18 protein-coding genes are annotated in these 20191 nt (G+C 75.0%); 5 read left to right on the top strand and 13 right to left on the bottom strand.

Translation table 11 applies throughout. The features are described from left to right. The first annotated feature begins 181 nt into the window (after nucleotides 1–181). Nucleotides 182–550, top strand: coding sequence for a YrdB family protein (locus ACFYUZ_RS26290; RefSeq protein WP_389313153.1), 369 nt, complete (start codon nucleotides 182–184; stop codon nucleotides 548–550). A 30-nt stretch (nucleotides 551–580) separates the two neighbouring features. On the opposite strand, the gene ACFYUZ_RS26285 is transcribed toward ACFYUZ_RS26290, so the two are convergent. Further along, the gene (locus ACFYUZ_RS26285; RefSeq protein WP_389313151.1) at nucleotides 581–1036 is read right to left on the bottom strand and encodes a MarR family winged helix-turn-helix transcriptional regulator; all 456 of its coding nucleotides are present in this window, start codon (nucleotides 1034–1036) and stop codon (nucleotides 581–583) included. Nucleotides 1037–1156: 120 nt separating this feature from the next. Between ACFYUZ_RS26285 and ACFYUZ_RS26280 the strand changes: the two genes are divergently transcribed. Next, the gene (locus ACFYUZ_RS26280; RefSeq protein ID WP_389313149.1) at nucleotides 1157–2626 is read left to right on the top strand and encodes an MFS transporter; all 1470 of its coding nucleotides are present in this window, start codon (nucleotides 1157–1159) and stop codon (nucleotides 2624–2626) included. Between the two features lie 62 nt (nucleotides 2627–2688). Here ACFYUZ_RS26280 and ACFYUZ_RS26275 read toward each other — a convergent pair whose 3' ends face one another. After that, nucleotides 2689–3729 carry an Lrp/AsnC family transcriptional regulator gene (locus ACFYUZ_RS26275; RefSeq protein ID WP_389313147.1) on the bottom strand — a complete coding sequence of 347 codons (1041 nt, stop codon included), beginning with the start codon at nucleotides 3727–3729 and terminating at the stop codon, nucleotides 2689–2691. Between the two features lie 370 nt (nucleotides 3730–4099). On the opposite strand from ACFYUZ_RS26275, the gene ACFYUZ_RS26270 reads away from it, so the two are divergent. Beyond that, a complete protein-coding gene (locus tag ACFYUZ_RS26270) occupies nucleotides 4100–5500 on the top strand; it encodes an MFS transporter (RefSeq protein ID WP_389313145.1) in 1401 nt (466 codons plus the stop codon). Then, nucleotides 5497–6678, top strand: a complete 1182-nt coding sequence (locus ACFYUZ_RS26265) for an amidohydrolase (RefSeq protein WP_389313143.1) — start codon at nucleotides 5497–5499, stop codon at nucleotides 6676–6678. Before ACFYUZ_RS26270 ends, ACFYUZ_RS26265 begins: the two co-directional genes overlap by 4 nt. 3 nt (nucleotides 6679–6681) lie before the next feature. On the opposite strand, the gene ACFYUZ_RS26260 is transcribed toward ACFYUZ_RS26265, so the two are convergent. The 9 genes from ACFYUZ_RS26260 to ACFYUZ_RS26220 all read right to left on the bottom strand — a co-directional run bounded on the left by ACFYUZ_RS26260 (nucleotide 6682) and on the right by ACFYUZ_RS26220 (nucleotide 16716). Continuing rightward, entirely contained in the window at nucleotides 6682–7653 is a 972-nt protein-coding gene (locus tag ACFYUZ_RS26260) for an SMP-30/gluconolactonase/LRE family protein (RefSeq protein WP_389313141.1), read from the bottom strand. A 113-nt stretch (nucleotides 7654–7766) separates the two neighbouring features. After that, nucleotides 7767–8594, bottom strand: a complete 828-nt coding sequence (locus ACFYUZ_RS26255) for a VOC family protein (protein ID WP_389313139.1) — start codon at nucleotides 8592–8594, stop codon at nucleotides 7767–7769. 141 nt (nucleotides 8595–8735) lie between these two features. Further along, on the bottom strand, nucleotides 8736–11468 hold the full coding sequence (locus ACFYUZ_RS26250) for a fumarate reductase/succinate dehydrogenase flavoprotein subunit (protein ID WP_389313137.1): 2733 nt from the start codon (nucleotides 11466–11468) through the stop codon (nucleotides 8736–8738). A gap of 34 nt (nucleotides 11469–11502) precedes the next feature. After that, complete coding sequence (locus tag ACFYUZ_RS26245; protein ID WP_389313135.1) at nucleotides 11503–12258, bottom strand: ABC transporter ATP-binding protein; 756 nt, start codon at nucleotides 12256–12258, stop codon at nucleotides 11503–11505. Continuing rightward, nucleotides 12255–13229 (bottom strand): ABC transporter permease, encoded by a 975-nt coding sequence (locus ACFYUZ_RS26240; protein ID WP_389313133.1) that lies wholly within the window; start codon nucleotides 13227–13229, stop codon nucleotides 12255–12257. Before ACFYUZ_RS26240 ends, ACFYUZ_RS26245 begins: the two co-directional genes overlap by 4 nt. Continuing rightward, a complete protein-coding gene (locus ACFYUZ_RS26235) occupies nucleotides 13226–14560 on the bottom strand; it encodes an ABC transporter substrate-binding protein (RefSeq protein WP_389313192.1) in 1335 nt (444 codons plus the stop codon). Before ACFYUZ_RS26235 ends, ACFYUZ_RS26240 begins: the two co-directional genes overlap by 4 nt. 20 nt (nucleotides 14561–14580) lie before the next feature. Continuing rightward, nucleotides 14581–14808, bottom strand: coding sequence for a ferredoxin family protein (locus tag ACFYUZ_RS26230; protein WP_030689518.1), 228 nt, complete (start codon nucleotides 14806–14808; stop codon nucleotides 14581–14583). Nucleotides 14809–14848: 40 nt separating this feature from the next. Then, nucleotides 14849–15616 (bottom strand): GntR family transcriptional regulator, encoded by a 768-nt coding sequence (locus tag ACFYUZ_RS26225; protein WP_389313131.1) that lies wholly within the window; start codon nucleotides 15614–15616, stop codon nucleotides 14849–14851. Nucleotides 15617–15783: 167 nt separating this feature from the next. Then, the gene (locus tag ACFYUZ_RS26220) at nucleotides 15784–16716 is read right to left on the bottom strand and encodes a MerR family transcriptional regulator (RefSeq protein WP_389313129.1); all 933 of its coding nucleotides are present in this window, start codon (nucleotides 16714–16716) and stop codon (nucleotides 15784–15786) included. Between the two features lie 144 nt (nucleotides 16717–16860). On the opposite strand from ACFYUZ_RS26220, the gene ACFYUZ_RS26215 reads away from it, so the two are divergent. After that, nucleotides 16861–18360 (top strand): alpha/beta fold hydrolase, encoded by a 1500-nt coding sequence (locus ACFYUZ_RS26215; RefSeq protein WP_389313127.1) that lies wholly within the window; start codon nucleotides 16861–16863, stop codon nucleotides 18358–18360. Between the two features lie 40 nt (nucleotides 18361–18400). Here the strand turns inward: ACFYUZ_RS26215 and ACFYUZ_RS26210 are convergent, their stop codons facing one another. Then, on the bottom strand, nucleotides 18401–19183 hold the full coding sequence (locus ACFYUZ_RS26210; RefSeq protein ID WP_389313190.1) for an ABC transporter ATP-binding protein: 783 nt from the start codon (nucleotides 19181–19183) through the stop codon (nucleotides 18401–18403). Between the two features lie 5 nt (nucleotides 19184–19188). Further along, nucleotides 19189–20190, bottom strand: a complete 1002-nt coding sequence (locus ACFYUZ_RS26205; RefSeq protein ID WP_389313125.1) for an ABC transporter ATP-binding protein — start codon at nucleotides 20188–20190, stop codon at nucleotides 19189–19191. Nucleotide 20191: the final 1 nt, after the last annotated feature.

Genomic DNA, 20191 nt, shown 5'->3' with positions numbered 1-20191 from the left:
TTCCGTACGGGCCGGTGGGAGGAGCGGGGATCGGCACCGTTGGAAACGCAGTCGGAAAGTTTCTGAAACTCCTTGCGTCGGCGGGAAGTTACCGCCGCCGGGTTCCGCGGTAAAGACTTCTGACCGAAGCCGCGTCTACGCTCGGCGCGATCGTCCGTGTGATCGACGTCGAGAGGTCCCGATGAAGCTGCCCGCGCCCCTGCACGTGCTGAACGAGGGGTTGGCGTTCCTGCTCGAACTCGCCGCCCTGGCCGTACTGGCTCGGTGGGGATGGGAGGGCGCGGAGGGCGGGGCGCTCCGGCTGCTGCTCGCGGTCGCGGCGCCTGCCGCCGCGGCCGTGATCTGGGGGCTGTTCGCCGCCCCCAGGGCGCGGATCCCCCTGCCGCTTCCGGGTGTTCTGCTCGTGAAGGCCCTGGTGTTCGGCGCGGCGGCGGTCGCGCTCCAGGCCCTCGACCGGCCGGCGTGGGCCCTCTCCTTCGCCGTCGTGGCGCTCGTCAACACCGCCCTGGCGACGGCGGACCGGCGGGCCGCGATGCGGCGGGGCGTCTGAAGGGGTGGGACGGCCCCCGCGGGGTGAGCGTCACGGCCGCGGCCAGGGGCGTCCTTCGAGCCGCTCGATGTCCCGGTTGAAGCGTTCGAGGTAGGCGGCGAAGCGGGCCACGTCCTCGGGCGACCAGTCCTCCATCACCCGCTCCAGGCCCTCCACGTTCGAGGCCCGGTCGGCGTCCAGGCGGCGCTCGCCCTCCTCCGTGATGCGGAACTTGCGGGCGATGCCGCCGTCCGGGTCCGGGATGCGCTCCACGACCCCGGCGCGCAGCATCGCCGCGGTCTGCCGGTTGAGGGTGGAGGCGTCGAGGCCGAAGGCCTCGCTGAGCTGCCCGATGGACATCGGCCCGTGCATCCGGATGCGGGTGAGGAGCACGTACGCGCTGCGGTCGAGGTGGCCGCCGGCCGCCCGCGAGCGGGGCCCGTACAGGTGGGCGTGCCGTCCCAGCAGCATGCTCTCGAACTCGACCAGATGGGTGGGCTTGTCCATGAGGGCATTCTCTCCTGTCCCGAGATCATGTGCATCATGCACAGCTTGTGTATGAAGCAATTGATGTGCATCATGCATACACCTGATCCCGAAAACCGAAGAAAGCACGAGGGAGAACCCGTGGACGGCTCCAAGCCCGAGGCCCGCCCCGGCGGCGTCGTCGGCGTCCTCGCCCTGGCCGGCATCGTCGCCGCGCTCATGCAGACCCTGGTGGTGCCCCTCATCGGCGACCTCCCCAGACTGCTCGGCACCACCGCCTCCGACGCCTCCTGGGTGATCACCGCCACCCTCCTCGCCGGAGCCGTCGCCACGCCCGTGGCCGGGCGGCTCGGCGACACCCTCGGCAAGCGGCGCGTCCTGCTCGTCTCCGTGGTCCCGCTCGTCGCCGGCTCGGTCGTCTGCGCGCTCGCCTCCTCCGTCGTCCCGATGATCGTCGGACGCGGACTCCAGGGCCTCGGCATGGGCGTCGTCCCGCTCGGCATCAGCCTGCTCCGCGACATCCTGCCGCCCGAGAGGCTCGGCGGCTCCATCGCCCTGATGAGCGCCTCCATGGGCGTCGGCGGAGCCCTCGGACTGCCCTTCTCCGCGGCCGTCGCCGAGAACGCCAGCTGGCGCGTGCTCTTCTGGGTCGCCGCCGGACTGAGCGTCCTGGTCGGCCTCCTGATCTGGCGCGTCGTCCCCGCCGGCCGGCGCGCCGCCGCCCCCGGCCGCTTCGACCTGCCGGGCGCCCTCGGCCTCGGCGTCGGACTCGTCGCCCTGCTGCTCGCCGTCTCCAAGGGCGCGACCTGGGGCTGGGGCAGCGGCACCACCCTCGGCCTGTTCGCCCTCGCGGCCGTCGTCCTGCTCGCCTGGGGAGCCTGGGAGCTGCGCACCCCCGAGCCGCTCGTCGACCTGCGCGTCACCGCCCGCCCGGTCGTCCTGATGACCAACGCGGCGTCGGTCCTGGTCGGCTTCGCCATGTACGCGCAGTCGCTGGTCGTCCCCCAGCTCTTCCAGCTGCCCGAGGCGACCGGGTACGGCCTCGGTCAGTCGATGATGGCCATGGGCCTCTGGATGGCCCCGGCGGGCCTGATGATGATGATCCTGGCGCCCCTCGGCGCCAAGCTCTCCGCCGCCCGCGGCCCCAAGGTCACGCTCTCGGTCGGCGCGCTCGTCATCGCCGCCGGGTACGGCTCCTCCCTCGCCCTGATGGGTTCCACCTGGGGCCTGCTCACCGTGACCCTCATCTGCAACACCGGCGTCGGACTCGCCTACGGGGCGATGCCGGCGCTCATCATGGGCGCGGTGCCGCAGGAGGAGACCGCCTCGGCCAACAGCTTCAACACGCTGATGCGCTCCATCGGCACCTCCGCCTCGGCCGCCGTCATCGGTGTCGTCCTCGCCCAGCTGACCACCACCCTCGGTGGCCACGTGCTGCCCTCCGAGGACGGCTTCCGGGCCGCCATGCTGATCGGCTGCGGCGTCGGCCTCGTGGCGGCGGTCGTCGCCGCGCTGATCCCCGCGAGGTCCGCCGCTCCGGCCGCCGGAGACGTCCCCGGCGGGGAGCCGGGTGCCGGCCCCCTCGCGACCTCGCGGGCCGGCACCGCCTGACCGCCGCGCCCCTCGGGGCGTCCGGGCGCCGCGCCCTCACGGACGTCCGTGAGGGTGCGGCCTCAGTTCCGGACCGAGGCGAACCCCGCCCTCTTGTACGTCCGCATCAGCAGCGCCGTCTCCGTCGACGTCACGCCTTCCAGCCGTGCGAGGACCCGGCCGGTGAACTCCTGGAAGTCCCGGGTGTCGCGGTGGCTGGAGTACCCGAGCAGGCTCGTCCGGCCGCTGGTGACCACCAGGTGGCGCAGGGCCGGTTCGCGCGCGAGCAGCCGGATCGCGGCGGCGAGCTCCCGGTGCGGCACCCCGAGCCGGAACCGTCCCTCCACCGGGTATCCGAGGACGGCGGGGTCGGCGTGCAGCCGCAGGTGCAGCACGTGCGAGGCCGTCAGCCGGGCCAGGCGCCGCCGGGCCGTCGTCTCGCCGACGCTCAGCCCCCGGGCGAGACGGGTCGTCGACATGCGGGCGTCGCGCCGGAGCAGCTCGACGAGCCGCCGGTCGAGCTCGTCCACGACCGGCGGCTCCGGGAGCGGGGTGCCCTCCACGGCGTGCCGCCGCACGTCCGTCGGCTCGTCGTCGTACGGCGCCCAGTCGCTGGCCGTGAGCAGCAGCCGGAGCACCACCGAGGAGTGGATGTCCACGACCCCGTCGAGCCGGCCGATCACCGTGTCCACGAGGGTGAGCAGCGCGTCGTGACCCGCCGCCTGGAGCTCGACGAACACGTCGAGCGCCCCGGTGGCGACCTCCACCGAACGCGTCTCGTCCAGGGCGGCGAGCGTCAGCGCCACCTCGTGGACGCGGCCCGGCGCGCACCGTACGGCGATCTCCGCCGTCACCCCCTCGTGCAGGTACTCCGGGACGAGCGCCGCCACGAAGGCGACCCTTCCGTCGGCGGTCATCCGCTCCAGGCGGCGCGCGACGGTCCGCTCGTGCGCCCCGACCGCCGCCGCGACCTCCGCGAACGGCGCGCGGGGGTCGCGGTGCAGGACCTTCAGGATCCCGTGGTCCAGCGCGTCCAGGTCACCGGCGGGGCCGGAGCCCCCGGCCCCGTCGCTCCGGGCACCACCGGCGCCGCCGCCGTGCCACGAGCTCCGCTCCGCCGCCATCCCGCCTCTTCTCCTCCTGGTCGCGCACCCGCCAGGGGGTCTGCGCGTCCGCCGGAGCGGTCCCGCGCGCCCGCCCGAAGGCGCCCCGCGCCCGCCGGAAGGCGCCCCGCGCTCGCCCGAAGGCGCTCCGCACACCCGCGATGTGCCCGAATCCGCCGCCGACCCCCCACCGCTTGCCGCAATCGGCCGTCTTCACGGTCGACTCTTGCCCGAAGTGCCGTCCGCTCGCCACATTGTGGTGCATCTTCCGCCCCCGTGCCCCACCCGTCGGGGCGGCCCCCCTTCTCCATCGAGCCCACGCGGCCCTCCCGAAGAGGTAATACGTATGACGGACGTCGGTACCCGCAGAGCCCCCGGACGAAGAAGAGCCGTGCGTCCCGTGCCCGCCGGCGCGGTCATCGCCTCGGTCGCACTCGTCGAGCTCTCCAGCGGCATCACCCAGGGCTTCCTCTCGCCGCTGCTCAAGGGCCTCACCGACACCCTGAAGGTCACCGCGGCCGACCTGAACTGGATCAGCATCGCGAACCTGCTCGCGAGCGTCGCGTTCACCCCGGTCCTCGCCCGCATGGGCGACCTCCACGGCCACCGCCGCCTGCTGCGCTGGAACCTCGCGATCGTCATCGCCGGCTCGGTCCTCGTCGGACTGAGCCGCTCCTTCCCGGTGCTGCTCGCCGGTCAGATCCTCCAGGGCGCCATCGCCGGATTCTTCCCGCTCCTCGTCGGCATCCTCCGCAACCGCCCCGACGGCGGCGACGCCGAGAGCCGCCGCGGCATCAGCCTCATGGTGGCCGCGCTGATCGGCGGCCTCACCCTCGGCCTGCTGGCCAGCGGCTTCATCGCCGCGACCGTCGACAGCCCCACCGCCGCCCTCTGGGTGCCCGCCATCGGCGCGAGCCTGGCGCTGGTCGTGACCTGGCCGCTGCTCCCCGAGTCCGACGACCGCCCCGGCGGCTCCGTCGACTGGGCCGGGGCGGTGCTGCTCTCCGTCGGCCTCGTCGCCCTGATGCTCGCGCTCGGCCTCGGCGGCACCCCCGGCTGGGAGTGGACCTCCACCCGCACGCTCGCCACCCTGGTCGGCGGCGTGCTCGTCACCGCCCTGTGGGTGCTCGTGGAGCTCCGTACCGCCGAGCCCATGATCGACGTCCGGATGTTCGCCCGGCGCAACGTGGTCGTCGTCTCCGTCGTGACGCTCTCCTTCAGCTTCTGCATGCTCGGGCTCCAGGTCGCCCACCCGGTCTTCCTCGGCACGAGCCCCGACGAGACCGGGTACGGCTTCGGCTACAGCCCCGTCGTCATCGGTCTGGGAATGCTCCCCAACCTCCTCGCCATGGCCCTCGGCGCGCTCGCCGCCCCCGCCGTCGCCGCCCGCGTCACCGACCGGCTCACCCTGGTCACCGGCTCCGCCCTCATGGCCGTCGGGTACGGCACCGTCCTCGCCGCGCACTCCTCGGCGCCGCTCTTCCTCCTCGGCACAGCGCTCGCCGGACTCGGCAACGGCTTCCTCCAGCACTCCACGCGCACCCTCGCCGTGGAGTCCGTCCCCCACGACCGGACGTCCGTCGGCTCCGGCATCAACGAGCTGATCATCAACGTCGGCGGCTCGCTCGGCGCCGCCGCGGTCCTCACCGTCTTCGCCGGGCACACCCCCGCCGGCCGCACCCTGCCGGACCTCGGCGCCTACACCGCCTCCTGGGTGCTGTGCGCCGTGATCTCCCTCGCCGGCGCCGCCGCCTCCCTCCTCTACCGCACCCCGTCCAAGGACCTCCGATGACGACGACCACCCCGGCCCGCGACCACAGCAGGGCCACCCTGACCCGCCACCGGGACGCGGTCGTCGGGCTCAGCCACGCCCTGCACGCCGATCCCGAACTCGCCTACGAGGAGCACCGCGCGGCCCGCCGCATCACCGACCTCGTCGAGCGCGCCGGATTCGACGTGACCCGCGAGGCGTACGGGCTGCCCACCGCCTTCCGCGCCACCGCCGGCTCCGGCGACCTGGTCCTCGCGATCTGCGCGGAGTACGACGCGCTCCCCGGCATCGGCCACGCCTGCGGCCACAACGTCAACGGCTCGGCCTCGGTCGCCGCCGCCCTCGCCCTGGCACCGCTCGCCGACGACCTCGGCCTCACCGTCGCGCTCCTCGGCACCCCCGCCGAGGAGTCGGGCGGCGGCAAGGTCGACATGCTCCGCGCCGGGGCCTTCGACGACGTGGCGGCCGCCATGATGGTGCACGCGGCACCGCAGGACGCCGTGGGCCTGAACACCCTGGCCATCAGCAGCCTCTCCGTCGCCTACACCGGCGTCCCCGCGCACGCCGCCGCGATGCCGCACCGGGGCGTCAACGCCGCCGACGCGATGATGATCGCGCAGGTCGCGATCGCCGCCCACCGCCAGCAGATGGTCCCCGGAGCCGTCGTCTCCGGGGTCGTCACCTCGGCGGGCGACGCGGCGAACGTCATCCCCGGCCGCGCCACCGCGACGTACGACGTCCGCGCCGGCACCAGCGAGGAGCTCGCCGAGCTCCAGGCCCGGGTGCGGGCCTGCTTCGAGGCGGGGGCCCTCGCCACCGGAGCCGAGCTCGTCCTGGAGACCGTCGGCAACGACTACGCCGACCTCCGCCACGACCTCGCCATGGGCCGGAGCTACCAGGCCGCCGCCGAGGCCCTCGGCCGGACCGTCCTTCCCCGCGACCCCGGCCTGCGCGGCGGTTCGACCGACATGGGCAACGTCTCGCACCTCGTCCCGACGATCCACCCCTCGATCGGATACGACTGCGGCGACACGATCATGCACCACCCGGACTTCACCCGGTACGGCACCACGGCCGCCGCCGACCGTGCCGTCCTCGACGGGGGCCTGGCCATGGCGTGGACCGCGATCGACCTGGCGACCGACCCGGCCCAGCGCGAGCGGCTCCTCGCCGGGGTCGCCGCCCGCGCCGCGAACTGACCGTCACCCGGCCGTGCTCCGGGCCGCTGTGCCCGACCAGGGCCGGCGGCCGGGGCCGGTCGGGTGGGTGCCCGTGGTGCTCATGACCACCGAGTACAGGCTGGTCTGGGCGGCGATGAAGAGACGGTTGCGCTTGGCGCCGCCCCAGGAGATGTTGGCGACCGGCTCCGGGACGTCCAGCCGTCCGATCAGGGTGCCGTCGGGGTCGTAGCAGTGCACCCCGTCGTTCATCGCGGCGGCCCAGAGGCGGCCGTCGGCGTCGAAGCGGAGGTTGTCGAAGCGGGCCTCCTCGCGGGCCGAGGCGTCGGCGAAGACCTTGCCGTCGGAGAGCGTGCCGTCCTCGCGCACGTCGAAGACCCGGATGAAGCCCGCCCGCGTGTCGGAGACGAACAGCTGCCGCTCGTCGTGGGAGAAGACGAGTCCGTTCGGCGCGGCGAACCCGTCGGAGACGAGGCGCACCTCACCGCTGTCGGGGTCGATGCGGTAGACGTTGTTGGAGCCGATCTCGCTCTCCGCGCGGTGGCCCTCGTAGTCGCTGGTGATGCCGAAGTCCGGATCGGAGAACCAGATCGAGCCGTCGGACTTCACCGCCGCGTCGTTCGGGCTGTTCAGGCGCTTGCCCCGCCAGCGGTCCGCGAGCACGGTGACGGTGCCGTCGTGTTCGGTGCGCGTCACCCGGCGGTTGCCCTGCTCACAGGAGATCAACCGGCCCTCACGGTCCAGGGTGTTGCCGTTGGTGTGCCCGGCCGAGCGGCGGAAGACGGCGACGGCGCCCGTCTCCTCGTCCCAGCGCAGCAACCGGTCGTTCGGGATGTCGCTCCAGATCAGCTGCCGCCAGGCGGGCAGGTAGACCGGGCCCTCGGCCCAACGGCAGCCCGTGTACAGGACGTCCAGCGAGTCGTCGCCGTACATGCACCGTCCCGTGAGGAACCGCTCGTCGAACATCTCGTACAACTCGGGGCGCTCGCCGCTCATGGGCCCTTCCCTTCCTGCATTCCTCGTGCATGCCGAACCTGATCCTGTGTGAAATGAAGATTGCAGGATCATCTACGGTCGCCACAAGGAACTTTCGAACGGAGAGCTGCGGATCACACGGCCCCCGCCTCCCCCTCCTCTCCTTCCTCCCGGTCCCCTTCCTCCTCCGCCTCCAGCGTGAACAGCGCCCCGTCCGGATCCCGGACCATCACCCGGCGCTCCTCGTCGCCGGCCGACGACCGCACGTCGGCCCACTCGCCCCCCGGAACCACCGCCCCGCCGTGCGCCACGACCGCCTCCCGGGCCGCCGCCAGATCGCGCACCCGGAACCGGACCAGCCAGCGCGGCCTCAACTGCGGCCGGGACGAGGCGGACTCGACCGGCCCGCTGTCGAGCCGGGCGACGGCCTCGCCGTCCCGACGCAGCACCACCTGGTCGTGCTCGTACGACACCTCGCAGCAGCCGGGACTCCCGTCCGCCCAGCGGAGCACCCCGCCGTAGAACACGGCGGCGTCGAACGCGTTGCGGGTGTGCAGCTCCACCCAGGCCGGGGCGCGTCGCTCGCCGACGTGCCAGCGCGAGACCAGCCGCCCCTCCCACACGCCGAACGCCGCACCCTCCAGATCCGTCGCGATCGCCGCACGCCCCCGCAGCGGGTACGCCAGCGGCCCCACGCCGACCGTGCCGCCGCGCTCCCGGATCCGCGCCACCGCCGCGTCGGCGTCGTCGACGGAGAAGAACACCGTCCAGGCCACCGGCACCCCCGGCTCGGCGGCCACCGCCGCGATCCCGGCCACCGGCACCCCGTCCCGCTCACCCACCACGTGCACGTCGTCGCCGAGCGCGCCCCGGCGGAACGTCCACCCGAGCACCGCCCCGTAGAAGCGCTTCGCCGCCTCCAGATCGCGTGCGGACAGATGCAGCCAGCACGGCGCTCCCATCCCCTCCCCGGTCGTCGGCCCCGACACCGGCACCACCTCCTCGTCGTCCTGAGTCCGTGCGCCCCTTCCCCGCCTCGCCACCCCGCAAGCGCGCACTCACCCGCGTGCCGCCGATCACCGCGCCCCGGTACCCCGAACGGCTCAGCGGGCCGCGCGGGACGCGTACGCGCGGACGTCGGCGTCCGCGTCGTCGGCCGCCCCGGCGAGCGCGGCGCGCGCCGCCGGTTCGGCCCGGTGGACGAGGAGCGACAGGACGGCGGCCTTGCGCACGTCCGCGTTCGGATCGGCGAGCGCCCCCGCGAGCGCCGGGACGGCGAGACCGGGCGTCGCCGCCCGGAGCGCGGTCGCCGCCCCGGACCGCACCTGCCAGGCACGGTCGCCGAGCGCCGCCCCCGCCCCCGCCGCGTACGCCGGCGGGCAGCCGGTGCCCGCCAGGGCGGCCAGGGCGGCGCCCCTGACCAGCGGATCGGGGTCGTCGAGCAGCGGCGCCAGCGGCTCCGGCGCCGGATTCCGCACGGCCGCGAGCCCACGGGCCACCGCGACCCGGACCTCGCGCGCCGGATCCGCCCCGGCCCCCGCCAGCTCCCCGACCGCGTCCACCGACACCAGGGCCCGCACGGCCTGGACGCGCACCTCCACGGAAGGGTCGGCGAGCGCGCCCGCGTACAGCCCGGCGTCCCCGAGCCGCAGCGCCCGCAGGACGTCGAGCGCGGCGGCCCGCACCGCCGGATCGGACACGCCCAGGGCCTCCCGGAGGCCCTCCGCGAGCACCGGCTCGGCGGGCAGCACCTCGACCAGCTCCCGCAGCGCCGCGGCCGCCGCGGCCCGGACCGGCGCCGCCTCGTCCCGCAGCCGGGCGGCGAGCACCGGACCGGTCCCGGCCGGCGCGGTCTCCCCGAGCGCGGTGACCGCGGCGGCCCGCACCGCCGGATCGGCGTCGGCCAGGTACGGGCCGAGCGCGTCCAGGTCGGGGGAGTCCTCGACCAGCGAGAGCAGCCGCAGCAGCCGGGGGTGGGGCGGCGCGGACGCGGGGACCACGGCCGGCGCGTCGGCGGCGACCGGGCGGGGGGTCAGGGCGGCCGGGGCCGCGTCCCGGGCTCCGGCCGTGGCCACCGGCACGAGCGCCACCTCGCCGAGGAGCCGCTCGGGACCGCCGGGCGGCGAGAACTCCGGCACCGGGACGACGTACGGCTCGACCGGCCTGGCCGTGAACTCCATCGCCCCGGAAGGGGACTTGCGCAGGTCCAGGTGGTGCAGCCAGTCCGTGTCGTCCCGCTCGGGGTGGTCGAGCCGCTCGTGGTAGAGGCCCCACCGCGACTCCGTCCGGGCGAGCGAGGCCCGCGCCGCCATCTCGGCGCAGTCCCGGATGAACGACACCTCCGCGCAGCGCATCAGCTCGTGCGCCGTGCGCGCCCCCATGCCGGCGATCTCCGTCGACATCCGGTCGAAGGCCTCCACGGCCAGGGAGAGCTTCGCCCCCGTCTTCGGAGGCGCCACGTAGTCGTTGACGAACCGGCGCAGCTTGTACTCGACCTGGGGCTGCGGCGGGCCGTCGGGGTTCCGCAGCGGCCGGTAGACGAGCTCGTGGGCGGCCGCGAGCTGCTCGTGGTCCAGCTCGCCCTCGTACGCCCGGTACCGGGAGGCGTCCTCGCCCGCCAGGTCGCCGAAGACGAACGCGCCGATCATGTAGTTGTGCGGCACGGAGGCCAGGTCACCGGCCGCGTACAGCCGGGGCACGGTCGTGCGGGCGTGGTCGTCGACCCGCACCCCCGAGGCCGAATGGCCGCCGCACAGTCCGATCTCCGAGATGTGCATCTCGATGTCGTGGGTCCGGTAGTCGTGCCCCCGGTTCTCGTGGAAGGTGCCCCGGGTGGGCCGCTCCGTGGTGTGCAGGATCGACTCGACGGCGCCGATGGTCTCCTCGGGGAGGTGGCTCAGCTTCAGGTACACCGGCCCCCGGTCCGAGGCCAGTTCGGCCGCGAACTCGGCCATCATCTGCCCCGACCAGTAGTCCGACTCGACGAACCGCTCGCCGTGCCGGTTCACCTGGTACCCCCCGAAGGGGTTGGCGACGTAGGCGCAGGCCGGCCCGTTGTAGTCCTTGATCAGCGGATTGATCTGGAAGCACTCGATCCCGGTGAGCGCCGCGCCCGCGTGGTACGCCATGGCGTAGCCGTCACCCGCGTTCGTCGGGTTCTCGTACGTGCCGTACAGATAGCCGGAGGCGGGCAGGCCGAGCCGCCCGCAGGGGCCGGTGGCCAGGATCACGGCCCCCGCGCGGACGATCACGAACTCCCCGGTGCGGGTGTGGAATCCGGCCGCGCCGACGGCCCGGCCGTCGTCCGGATGGGTGAGCACCCGGACCGGCATGACCCGGTTCTCGATCCGGATCCGCTCCCGCATCTCGCGCCGCCGCAGCTGCCGGTAGAGGACCTTCTTCACGTCCTTGCCCTCGGGCATCGGCAGCACGTACGAGCCGGACCGGTGCACCTGCCGGACCGCGTACTCCCCGTGCTCGTCCTTCTCGAACTTCACCCCGTACGACTCCAGGCGCCGGACCATCGCGAAGCCGCGGGTCGCCGTCTGGCGGACGGTGGACTGGTCGACGAGGCCGTCGTTCGCCCGGGTGATCTCGGCGACGTAGTCGTCGGGTTCGGCCCGGCCGGGCACCACCGCGTTGTTGACGCCGTCCATGCCCATGGCCAGGGCGCCGGAGTGACGGACGTGCGCCTTCTCCAGGAGCAGGACGTCCGCCCCGCGCTCGGCGGCGGTCAGCGCCGCCATCGTGCCGGCGGTGCCGCCGCCGATCACGAGCACGTCGCAGGAGAGCTCGGTCGCGTCGGCGAGGTCGGGGACGGTCAGGGGGGTGTCCATGTCCACGGGGGTGGCCTTTCGAAGGGGCTTTCAGTCAGAGGGAGTCGAGGACGCGGCGGCGCAGCGCCGCCGTGGCGGGCGCGTCCCGGGCGTCCCGCGAGCGCGGGTGCGGGACGTCCAGGACCTCGCCGGACCCGAAGAGGAGGACCCGGTCGCCCAGGTGGAGGGCCTCGTCCACGTCGTGGGTGACGAAGACGACGGTCGCGCCGGTGCCGCGCAGGATCTCCACGAGCAGGTCCTGCATCCCGGCGCGGGTCGTCGCGTCGAGCGCGCCGAACGGCTCGTCCATCAGGACCGCGCGGGGCCGCCCGGCGAGCGCCCGGGCCAGCTGGACGCGCTGCCGCTGCCCGCCGGACAGCCGGCTCGGCAGCTTGTGCGCGTGCCCGGCGAGCCCGACCCGCTCCAGCCACTCCTCGGCCGAGCGGTGCCGCTCGGCACGCGGGACGCGGCGGATCGCGAGCGGCAGCTCCACGTTGGCCCGGACCGACCGCCAGGGCAGCAGGGCGTCGTGCTGGAAGACGAGGGCCCGGTCGGCGCCGGGCCGCCGGACCGGCTCCCCGTCCTGGGTGACCCGCCCCTCCAGCGGGGGCAGCAGCCCGGCGAGCGTCCGCAGCAGGGTCGTCTTCCCGCAGCCGGAGGGGCCGACCACGGCGAGGAGCTCACCGGGCGCGATCCGCAGCCCGACGGGACCGGACACGCCGGCACCGCCCGGATGACCGAGCCGGACGCCGTGCAGGGCCAGTTCCGCGCCGGTCGGCGCGGCGGTGACGGGCGGGCTCGCGGTGGTCATGTGACCGGCTCCTTCTCGGGTGCGGGCGGGGCGACGGAGGCACGGGCGGCGGCGGAGTCCGCCGGGGCGCCCGGGGCGGGGCCCGTGAGGGGGCCGGGCCCGGGGCTCGTGGGCCGATCCGGGGACGTCGGGTCCGCCGGGACCGCGCGGCGCGTGGGCGTCGACGCGGAGTCCGCCGGACGGGCCGGGCCGGCCGCGCCGCCCTCCGCGGCGCTCGGCAGCCAGGCGGTGACCCGGCGGCCGAGCGCCTCGACCGCCGTGGAGGTGAGCCGGCCCAGGACGCCGATGGTGGCCATGCCGACGAAGACCCCGGGGTAGTCGACGACCGTGTAGTCCTGCCAGGTGCGGTAGCCCACCCCGTACTCGCCGGAGATCATCTCCGCAGAGATCACACAGATCCACGCCACGCCGATGCCCACCGAGAGACCGCCGAAGACGCCCGGCAGGGCGCCCGGCAGGACCACCGAGAACAGCACCCGGACCCGGCCCCCGCCCAGGGTGAGCACGGCCTCCTCCCACGCCGGGTCCAGGGCCCGCACCGCGTGCCGGGTCGACACGAGGACGGGGAAGAACGCGGCGGCGCAGGTGATGAAGACGATGCCCTGCTCGTTGGTGGGCAGCAGCAGGATCGCGACCGGCACCAGGGCGATGGCCGGCACCGGCCGCACCACCTCCACCAGCGGGCCCAGGACGTCCGCGGCCCACCGCGACCGGGCGACGGCCGTGCCGGCGGCCACCCCGAGGACGGCCGCGAGCAGGAAGCCCAGCGCGATCCGGCGCAGACTGTGGCCGAGGTCCTGCCAGTACGCCTCGGTCCCGATCCGGTCGGCGAGCGCGGAGGCCACTTCGACGACCGTGGGGAACTGCTCGAACCGCAGCCACAGGTTGACGTCCAGGGAGGTCAGCAGCTGCCAGACGCCGAGCGCCGCGAGCGGCGAGGCCACCCGGACCAGGCGGCGGCCCCAGCTCATGACGCGAGCCTCACGGCGTCCGCGTACCCGACGATCCGGGAGCCGGCGTGCGCCGTGACGTACCGCTCCGCGCCCTCCCGGGTCACGAAGGCGCGCCACTGCCCGCCGCCTTGGACCCACACCGCGCGGTCCGCGAACCAGAGCGTCCCGGTCACCGCGTCCGGCACGTAGGCGGCCCGGACGGCCGCCCCCTTGACGGCCTTGAGGAGCGCCCCGGGGCTGTCGAAGGTACGGGTCGACTCCTGCCCCTTCAGCCAGAGCTCGGACCTGGCGGCGCCCGCCTTCGGGTACGAGGCCCCCGGGACCGCCCGCCGCAGCGGGGCCGCGTCGACGAAGGCGTCCACGTCCACGTCCTTCACCAGACCGGCCTCCGCCAGGACCGGCACGTCCTCCTTGAGCGCGGCGACCAGCTCGGGGCGGAGCGCCGGGTCGAAGGTGGCGATGCCCTGGGCGCCGTTGTAGAGGTAGACCACCTCGGCGGGCAGCCCCGTCTCCTTCGCGACCGACTCGGCGGACGCCACCGGACGGCTGCGCAACTCGTCCGTGGCCCGCCGCTGCGCGCGCAGGAACGCGTCGAGGACCTCCGGCCGCTGCTTCGCGAACCGCTCGCGGACGGTGACCCCGTGGAAGGTCGGCAGGTTCAGCTCGGCCCCGTCGTACAGCGCCGTCGCCCGGCCCTGGAAGGCGAGCAGACCGGGCCAGGCGACGAACTGGGAGAGGGCGTCGGCGGTGCCCGCCGTCAGGGCCGAAGCGCCCACGCTCGGCTGCTGGTTGACCTTGTCGACGTCCTTCGCCGGATCGATCCCGGCCCGCCGCAGGGCCCGGACGAGGGTGCCGTCGGCGGCCGAGCCGACGCTCGTGGACACCTTGCGGCCCTTGAGGTCCTTCAGCGTCCGCAGCGGCGAACCGGGGGCGGTGACCACGGTGTTGAGGCCGCCGCGCAGGTTGTAGCCGGTCACCGCGACGAGCCGCGTCGGCTCCTTCAGCTGCTTGCCGCGCGCCGCGTTGATCAGCAGCGGGAAGTCGCCCATCGAGCCGATGTCGATCTTCCCCGCCGTCATCTGGGCGGTGATCGGGGCACCGGTCGCGTAGTCCTGCCAGACGACCCGGTAGGCGACGCCGTCCTTCCGGCCGCGCGCCGCGAGCTCCTCCTCGAAGTAGCCCAGGGAGCGCAGCAGCGTGCCGGCGGTGACGGTGTTGATGGTCTTCGACTGGTAGCCGACGGTCACCGTGACCGTCTTCCCGTCCGCCGGACCGCCGGCCCCGCCGCCGCAGGCGGTGGCGAGCGGAAGGAGCAGGGCGAGCGGGGCGGTCGCGGCGAGTCTTCGTATGCGCATGGGAGTTCGGCCTTTCACCGGAGCAGGTAGGGCATGTTGACGGTCACCGCGCCGGTCGGACAGCGGGCCGCGCACGGGCCGCAGTACCAGCACTCGTCCACGTGCATGTAGGCCTTGCCGTCCTCCTCGCGGATCGCGAGCGAGTCGAGCGGACACATGTCGACGCACAGCGTGCAGCCGTCGATGCACTTCGACTCGTCGATGGTGACGGGCACGTCACCGCGCTGGGGGACCACAGGCATGGCTGTCTCCGGGAAAGGGGTGGGCGGGGGAGAGGGGAGGTCAGAGGGAGCGGCGGAGCACGCCGCTCATGGTGATGCGGTCGCCGCGGAACCGGATGAACTCCAGGTCCACCGGCCGCCCGTCGGGCAGGCGGGTCAGCCGCTCCAGCATCAGGACGGCGGCGCCGCGCGGCGCCTGGAGGACGGCGGCGGAGTGCGCGTCGGCGTTGACGGCCTCCAGGGTGATCTCGGCGTGCCCGAGCGGGCCGCCGGTCAGCTGCTCCAGGAGCCGGAACACGTCCGTGTTCTCCAGGTCGCAGCCGAGGAGCTCGCCCCCGATGTCCATCGGGAGGTACGACAGGTCGAGGGAGAGCGGCAGTCCGTTCAGACGGCGCAGCCGCTCGACGCAGAGCACGTCCGCGTGCTCGGGCAGGCCCAGCCGGTGCGCCACCGGCCCCGGGGCCCCGACCGGGCCCATGGTCCGGACCTCGTTGGTGACCCTGCCGTGCTCGTGGAGGGTCTCGGCGAGGCCCTGGAGCCGGTCGAGACCGTGCGGGTACTTCTCGCAGACCACCACCGTCCCCACCCCCGGCTGCCGGTCGACCAGCTGCTCGCCGCGCAGCAGGTCGAGCGCCTGCCGGACGGTGTTGCGGCTGGCCCGGTAGTCGGCCGCGAGGGCGTCCTCCAGGGGGAGGACGCCGCCGGGGAAGCCGCCCGCCAGGATCTGATGGCGCAGCAGGTCGGCGAGCTGCCGTGCCTGGTCGGCGCGCAGCCGCCGGCGGCGGGCGGCGGCGACGGGGCGGGCGGCGGGAGCGGGTTCGGCGGGCATGGCACGGAACGTAGCGGCGGACCGGCCCCGATGGTGTTGCCGCAGTATTGCGCCACCTGACATCCCCTCCGCACGTCTCTGACCTGCGGCGACGGCGGGGAAGCGGCGAGATCCGCCACTCTGGCGCCCAGCACGTGGACGATCGGCCGCCCACCATGTGGGAAGGATCAGGCGGCCGGCCCGTGGACCTGGTCGCGGAGGGCCACCGAGAGGTGGTGGTGCAGCATGCCGAGGACCGGCTGGTCCGGGGCGAACAGGCCGGCGGCCAGCTTCCAGTACCGGGGCAGCACGGGGCTGTCGTCCAGGGCGAGCAGCCCGACGAGCCGACGCCGGAAGTCCGGCGTGTCCGGCTCCTCCCGCGCCAGGGCGTAGGCGGAGACGAAACAGTCCAGGGCCCCGCCGTCCTGCGGCGCCCGCCCGGCCCGCGCCTCGGCCGAGGCGAGCCCGTACGCCTCGGCGAGACCCTCGTAGAGCACGGCCGGACGGTACTCGCCGTCCGGGAGCGGCGGCGAGGGCCGGAACTCCGGCCGTTCGAGGCGCGGATCGGTGACGAGCGCGTGCAGCCGCGCGAACGCGAGCACCTGCTCGGGGCCCGGCTCCTCCGGAGGCCGCGGCACCACCGCGTCGAGGACCGTGGCCACCACCCGCCCCGGCAGCCGCACCGGCAGGGCCCGCCGCCAGAACCGGACCAGGGCGTCCGTGTCCGGAGGGGCGGGCAGCGCACCGAGCAGCCGCAGCCGCTCCGCGCGCTCCCCGGCGGCGCTCTCCTGGAGCAGCCGCAGGGAGGCCTCCTTCCAGCGCAGCGCCACCAGTTGGGAGCCCACGTCCCGCAACCGCCCCGCGACGGCCTCCTCGAGGACCGCGTCGGCCCCGTCCTCCTGGAGGACCCGCTCCACCTCGGGCACCGGCAGGTCGAGGGCGCGCAGCGACCGGATGAACCGCAGCCGGTCGAGCGCCTCGGCCCCGTACCTGCGGTGGCCCCCGGAGCTGCGGACCGCCTCGGGCAGCAGACCGCGATCGGAGTAGAACCGCACGGTCTTGACGGTGACACCCGCCCGCGCGGCCAGCTCGCCGATGCTCCACAGACCGTCGGACGACACCAGGTGGACCTCTTTCGGCGGGAACGGACGGTCTTCGGGCCCGTCCATTCTGCCGCGCGGCCCGGCCGGCGGACTTGAATCTCCCGCAGGGGGAGTTCCTAGCGTGACCGCGAGACATCCCCGAGGAGTGACGAGGAGACGGCCATGACGGCATTCGTACTGGTGTCGGACGCCTTCACCGGTGGCTGGGTGTGGGAGGAGACCGCCGCCCGGCTGCGGCAGGCGGGAGCGGAGGCGCACCCGGTGACCCTGACCGGGACGGGGGACCGGCGCGCCGAGGCCGGTGCCGGCACCGGCCTGGACACGCACGTCGAGGAGCTCGTCCGGCTGCTCGACGGGATCACGGCGCCCGAGGTGGTCCTCGTCGGACACGGCTACGGCCTGCACCCGGTGCTCGGCGCCGCCGACCGGCGGGCCGGACGCGTCGCCCGGATCGTCTCCGTGGACACGGGACCCCCGCAGGCGGGCGAGCCCGCCGTGCGTTCCGTACCCGACCCCGAGGTCCGGGAGCTGCTCGCCGGGCGCCCCGAAGCGGCGGTCCCGCCGCCCGCGCCGGGCACCTGGTCGCGGTGGGGCAGCGTCGAGGGGATCCCCGCCGACGCCCTCGCCCGGCTGGAGCGCGAGGCCGCGCCCCAGCCGGGCCGCACGCTCACCGACCCGCTCCGCCTGACCGGCGCCGCGGACGCCCTGCCGACCACCGGCGTCCTGTGCACCGCCAACGGGCAGAGCATCGCCCTGGTCGAGATGGCGGTGGCCGCGGGGCCGCCCCAGTTCCGGGTGCTGACCGAGGACCGGTTCCGCTTCTTCGAACTCGCCACCGGTCACTGGCCGATGCTCTCCGCGCCCGGGGAACTGGCCGGGGTGCTGCTCCGCGCGGCCGCCGGCGAGGGCCACCGGGTGACGGCGCCCGGGAGCGACCACGAGCAGCCGTCCCACCTCCTGCCCTTCCTCGTCGACGTGCCCGAGCGGCCGCGCGACCGCGTCGGACGGGTCGACCTCCACCTCCCGGACGCCGACGGGCCCCGGCCGGCGGTCGTCTTCGTCCACGGCGGCCCCATCGAGCCCGACCGGCGGCCCACCCCGCGGGACCTGCCGTTCTTCCTGGGGTACGGCCGCCTCGCGGCGGGCGCGGGCGTCGTCGGCGTCACCGTGGACCTCCGGCTCCACGGCCTGGTCGACTACCCGCGGGCCGCCCAGGACCTCGCCGACGCCGTCGAGCGGGTCCGCGCCGACCCGCGCGTCGACGGGGACCGGATCGCGCTCTGGTTCTTCTCCACCGGCGGGCTGCTCGCGGCGGACTGGCTGGCCGCGCCCCCGCCGTGGCTGCGGTGCGTGGCGGCGAACTATCCCGCCCTGGCGCCGCTGCCCGGCTGGGAGACGGTGGAACCCCGCTTCCGTCCGGTGGACGCCGTGGGCACGGCGGACGGGCCGCCGGTGGTCCTGACCCGCGCCGGTCTGGAGCACGAGGTCCTCGCGGCGACCGTCGAGGAGTTCCTCGCCGCCGCCGGGAAGCGCGGGGCCGACGTCGAGGTCATCGACGCGCCGCACGCCCACCACGGCTTCGAACTCGTCGATCCCACCGACGAGTCCCGGGCGGTCCTGGAGCGCTCGATGCGCGCGGTCCTCGCCCGCCTGCGGGACTGACCCGCGCGGGCCGGGGGAGGGGGAGCCCCCGGCCCGCGCGTCACCGTCCCGTCGGCCGTCGCCCGCGCCGGGGGACGGAGTCGAGCAGGAGCCGGGTGTACGGGTGTTCCGGGGCCTCCAGGACGCGCGCGGCCGGGCCGGCCTCCACGACCCGGCCGGACCTGAGCACCAGGACCTCGTCCGCGACGTGCCGGACCACGGCCAGGTCGTGGGTGACGAACAGGTAGCCGATGCCCGACTCGCGGCGGATCGTGCCGAGGAGTTCGAGGATCTGCGCCTGGATCGACACGTCGAGCGCGGCGACCGCCTCGTCGAGGACGAGGACCCTTGGCTCCACGGCGAGGGCGCGGGCGATCGCCACCCGTTGGCGCTGCCCGCCGGAGAGGCCCCGGGGGAGGGCCGAGGCCTCGCGCGCGCCGAGCCCCACCTGGTCGAGGAGCTCGGCGACCCGGGCCCGGCGACCGTCCCGGTCGAGGCCGGTGTGGAGGCGCAGGACCTCGTCCAGGCAGCCCGAGACGGTCACCCGGGGGTCGAGCGAGAGGTACGGATCCTGGAAGACCATCTGGATCTCCCGGGCCCTGGCGAGCCGTTCGGCCCGTCCCCGGGCCCGCGCGGAGCGGTCCCGGCCGTCGAGGCGGACCGTGCCGCCGTCCGGGCGCTCCAGGCCCACGAGCATCCGGACCGTGGTCGTCTTGCCGCTGCCGGACTCACCGACGAGGGCGAGGCAGGACCCGGGCGCGAGGGCGAAGGACACGCCGTCGACCGCCGTGTGGTCCCCGTACCGCTTGCGCAGTCCGTCGACGACCAGGCCGTCTTCGAGCAGGACGGTCACAGGGTGATCCCTTCTTCGGCGCGGTGGCAGGCGGCGAGCCCGTCCCCGTGGCGTACGAGCGCGGGCGTCTCCTCGGCGCAGCGCGGCAGCGCGTGGGCGCAGCGCGCGGCGAAGGAGCAGCCGGGCGGCGCCTCCGCGAGGGAGACGGGCCGGCCCGGGATGGGCCGGGGGGCCGGAGCGCCCGGTTCGATGCGCGGGGTGCAGGCCAGCAGGCCCGCCGTGTACGGGTGGCGCGGCGCGTCGAACAGCTCGTCCGTGGACCGGGTCTCCACGATCCGGCCCGCGTACATGACGTACACCCGGTCGCAGACGGTGGCGGCCAGTTCGAGGTCGTGGGTGACGAACAGCATGCCCGTGCCCCGCTCGGCCCGCAGCCGGGCCAGGATCGAGACGACCTCGGCCTGGGTGGTGACGTCGAGCGCCGTCGTCGGCTCGTCGGCGACGAGCAGGGCCGGCTCGCTCGCGAGGGCCGCCGCGATGACGACCCGTTGGAGCATGCCGCCGGAGAACTGGTGCGGATGGCGGCGCAGGGCGCCGCGCGGGTCGCGGATGCCGACCGCGTCGAGGAGTTCCTCGGCGCGGGCGGTCGCCTCGGCGGCGGGCGTCCCGGCCGCGCGCAGCCCCTCGGTGAGGAAGTCGCCCACCCGCCGCAGCGGGTTGACGGAGGCGCGCGGGTCCTGGAAGACCATGGAGACCTGCCGGGCGCGCAGCGCGGTCAGTTCCGCGCGGCTCATCGCGAGGACGTCCCGCCCCGAGACCCGGACCTCCCCTTCCGTGCGGGCGCCGGCGGGCAGCAGCCCGAGGACGCTGCGGCAGGCCACGGACTTGCCGGAGCCGGACTCGCCGACCAGGCCGACCGTCTCCCCGGGCCGCACCGTCAGGCTCACCCCGTCCAGGATCGGCCGGGCGGCCCGGTCGCCGGCCAGACGGACGCCGAGGCCCTCGATCTCGAGGACCGGAGCGTCCTGGGGAAGCGGCGCTTTCGCCACCGTACTCATC

Source organism: Streptomyces sp. NPDC004266, assembly GCF_042874095.1.
GTDB lineage: Bacteria > Actinomycetota > Actinomycetes > Streptomycetales > Streptomycetaceae > Streptomyces.
Note: the sequence above shows the minus strand (reverse complement) of the source record. Positions and strands in the feature narration are given on the sequence as shown.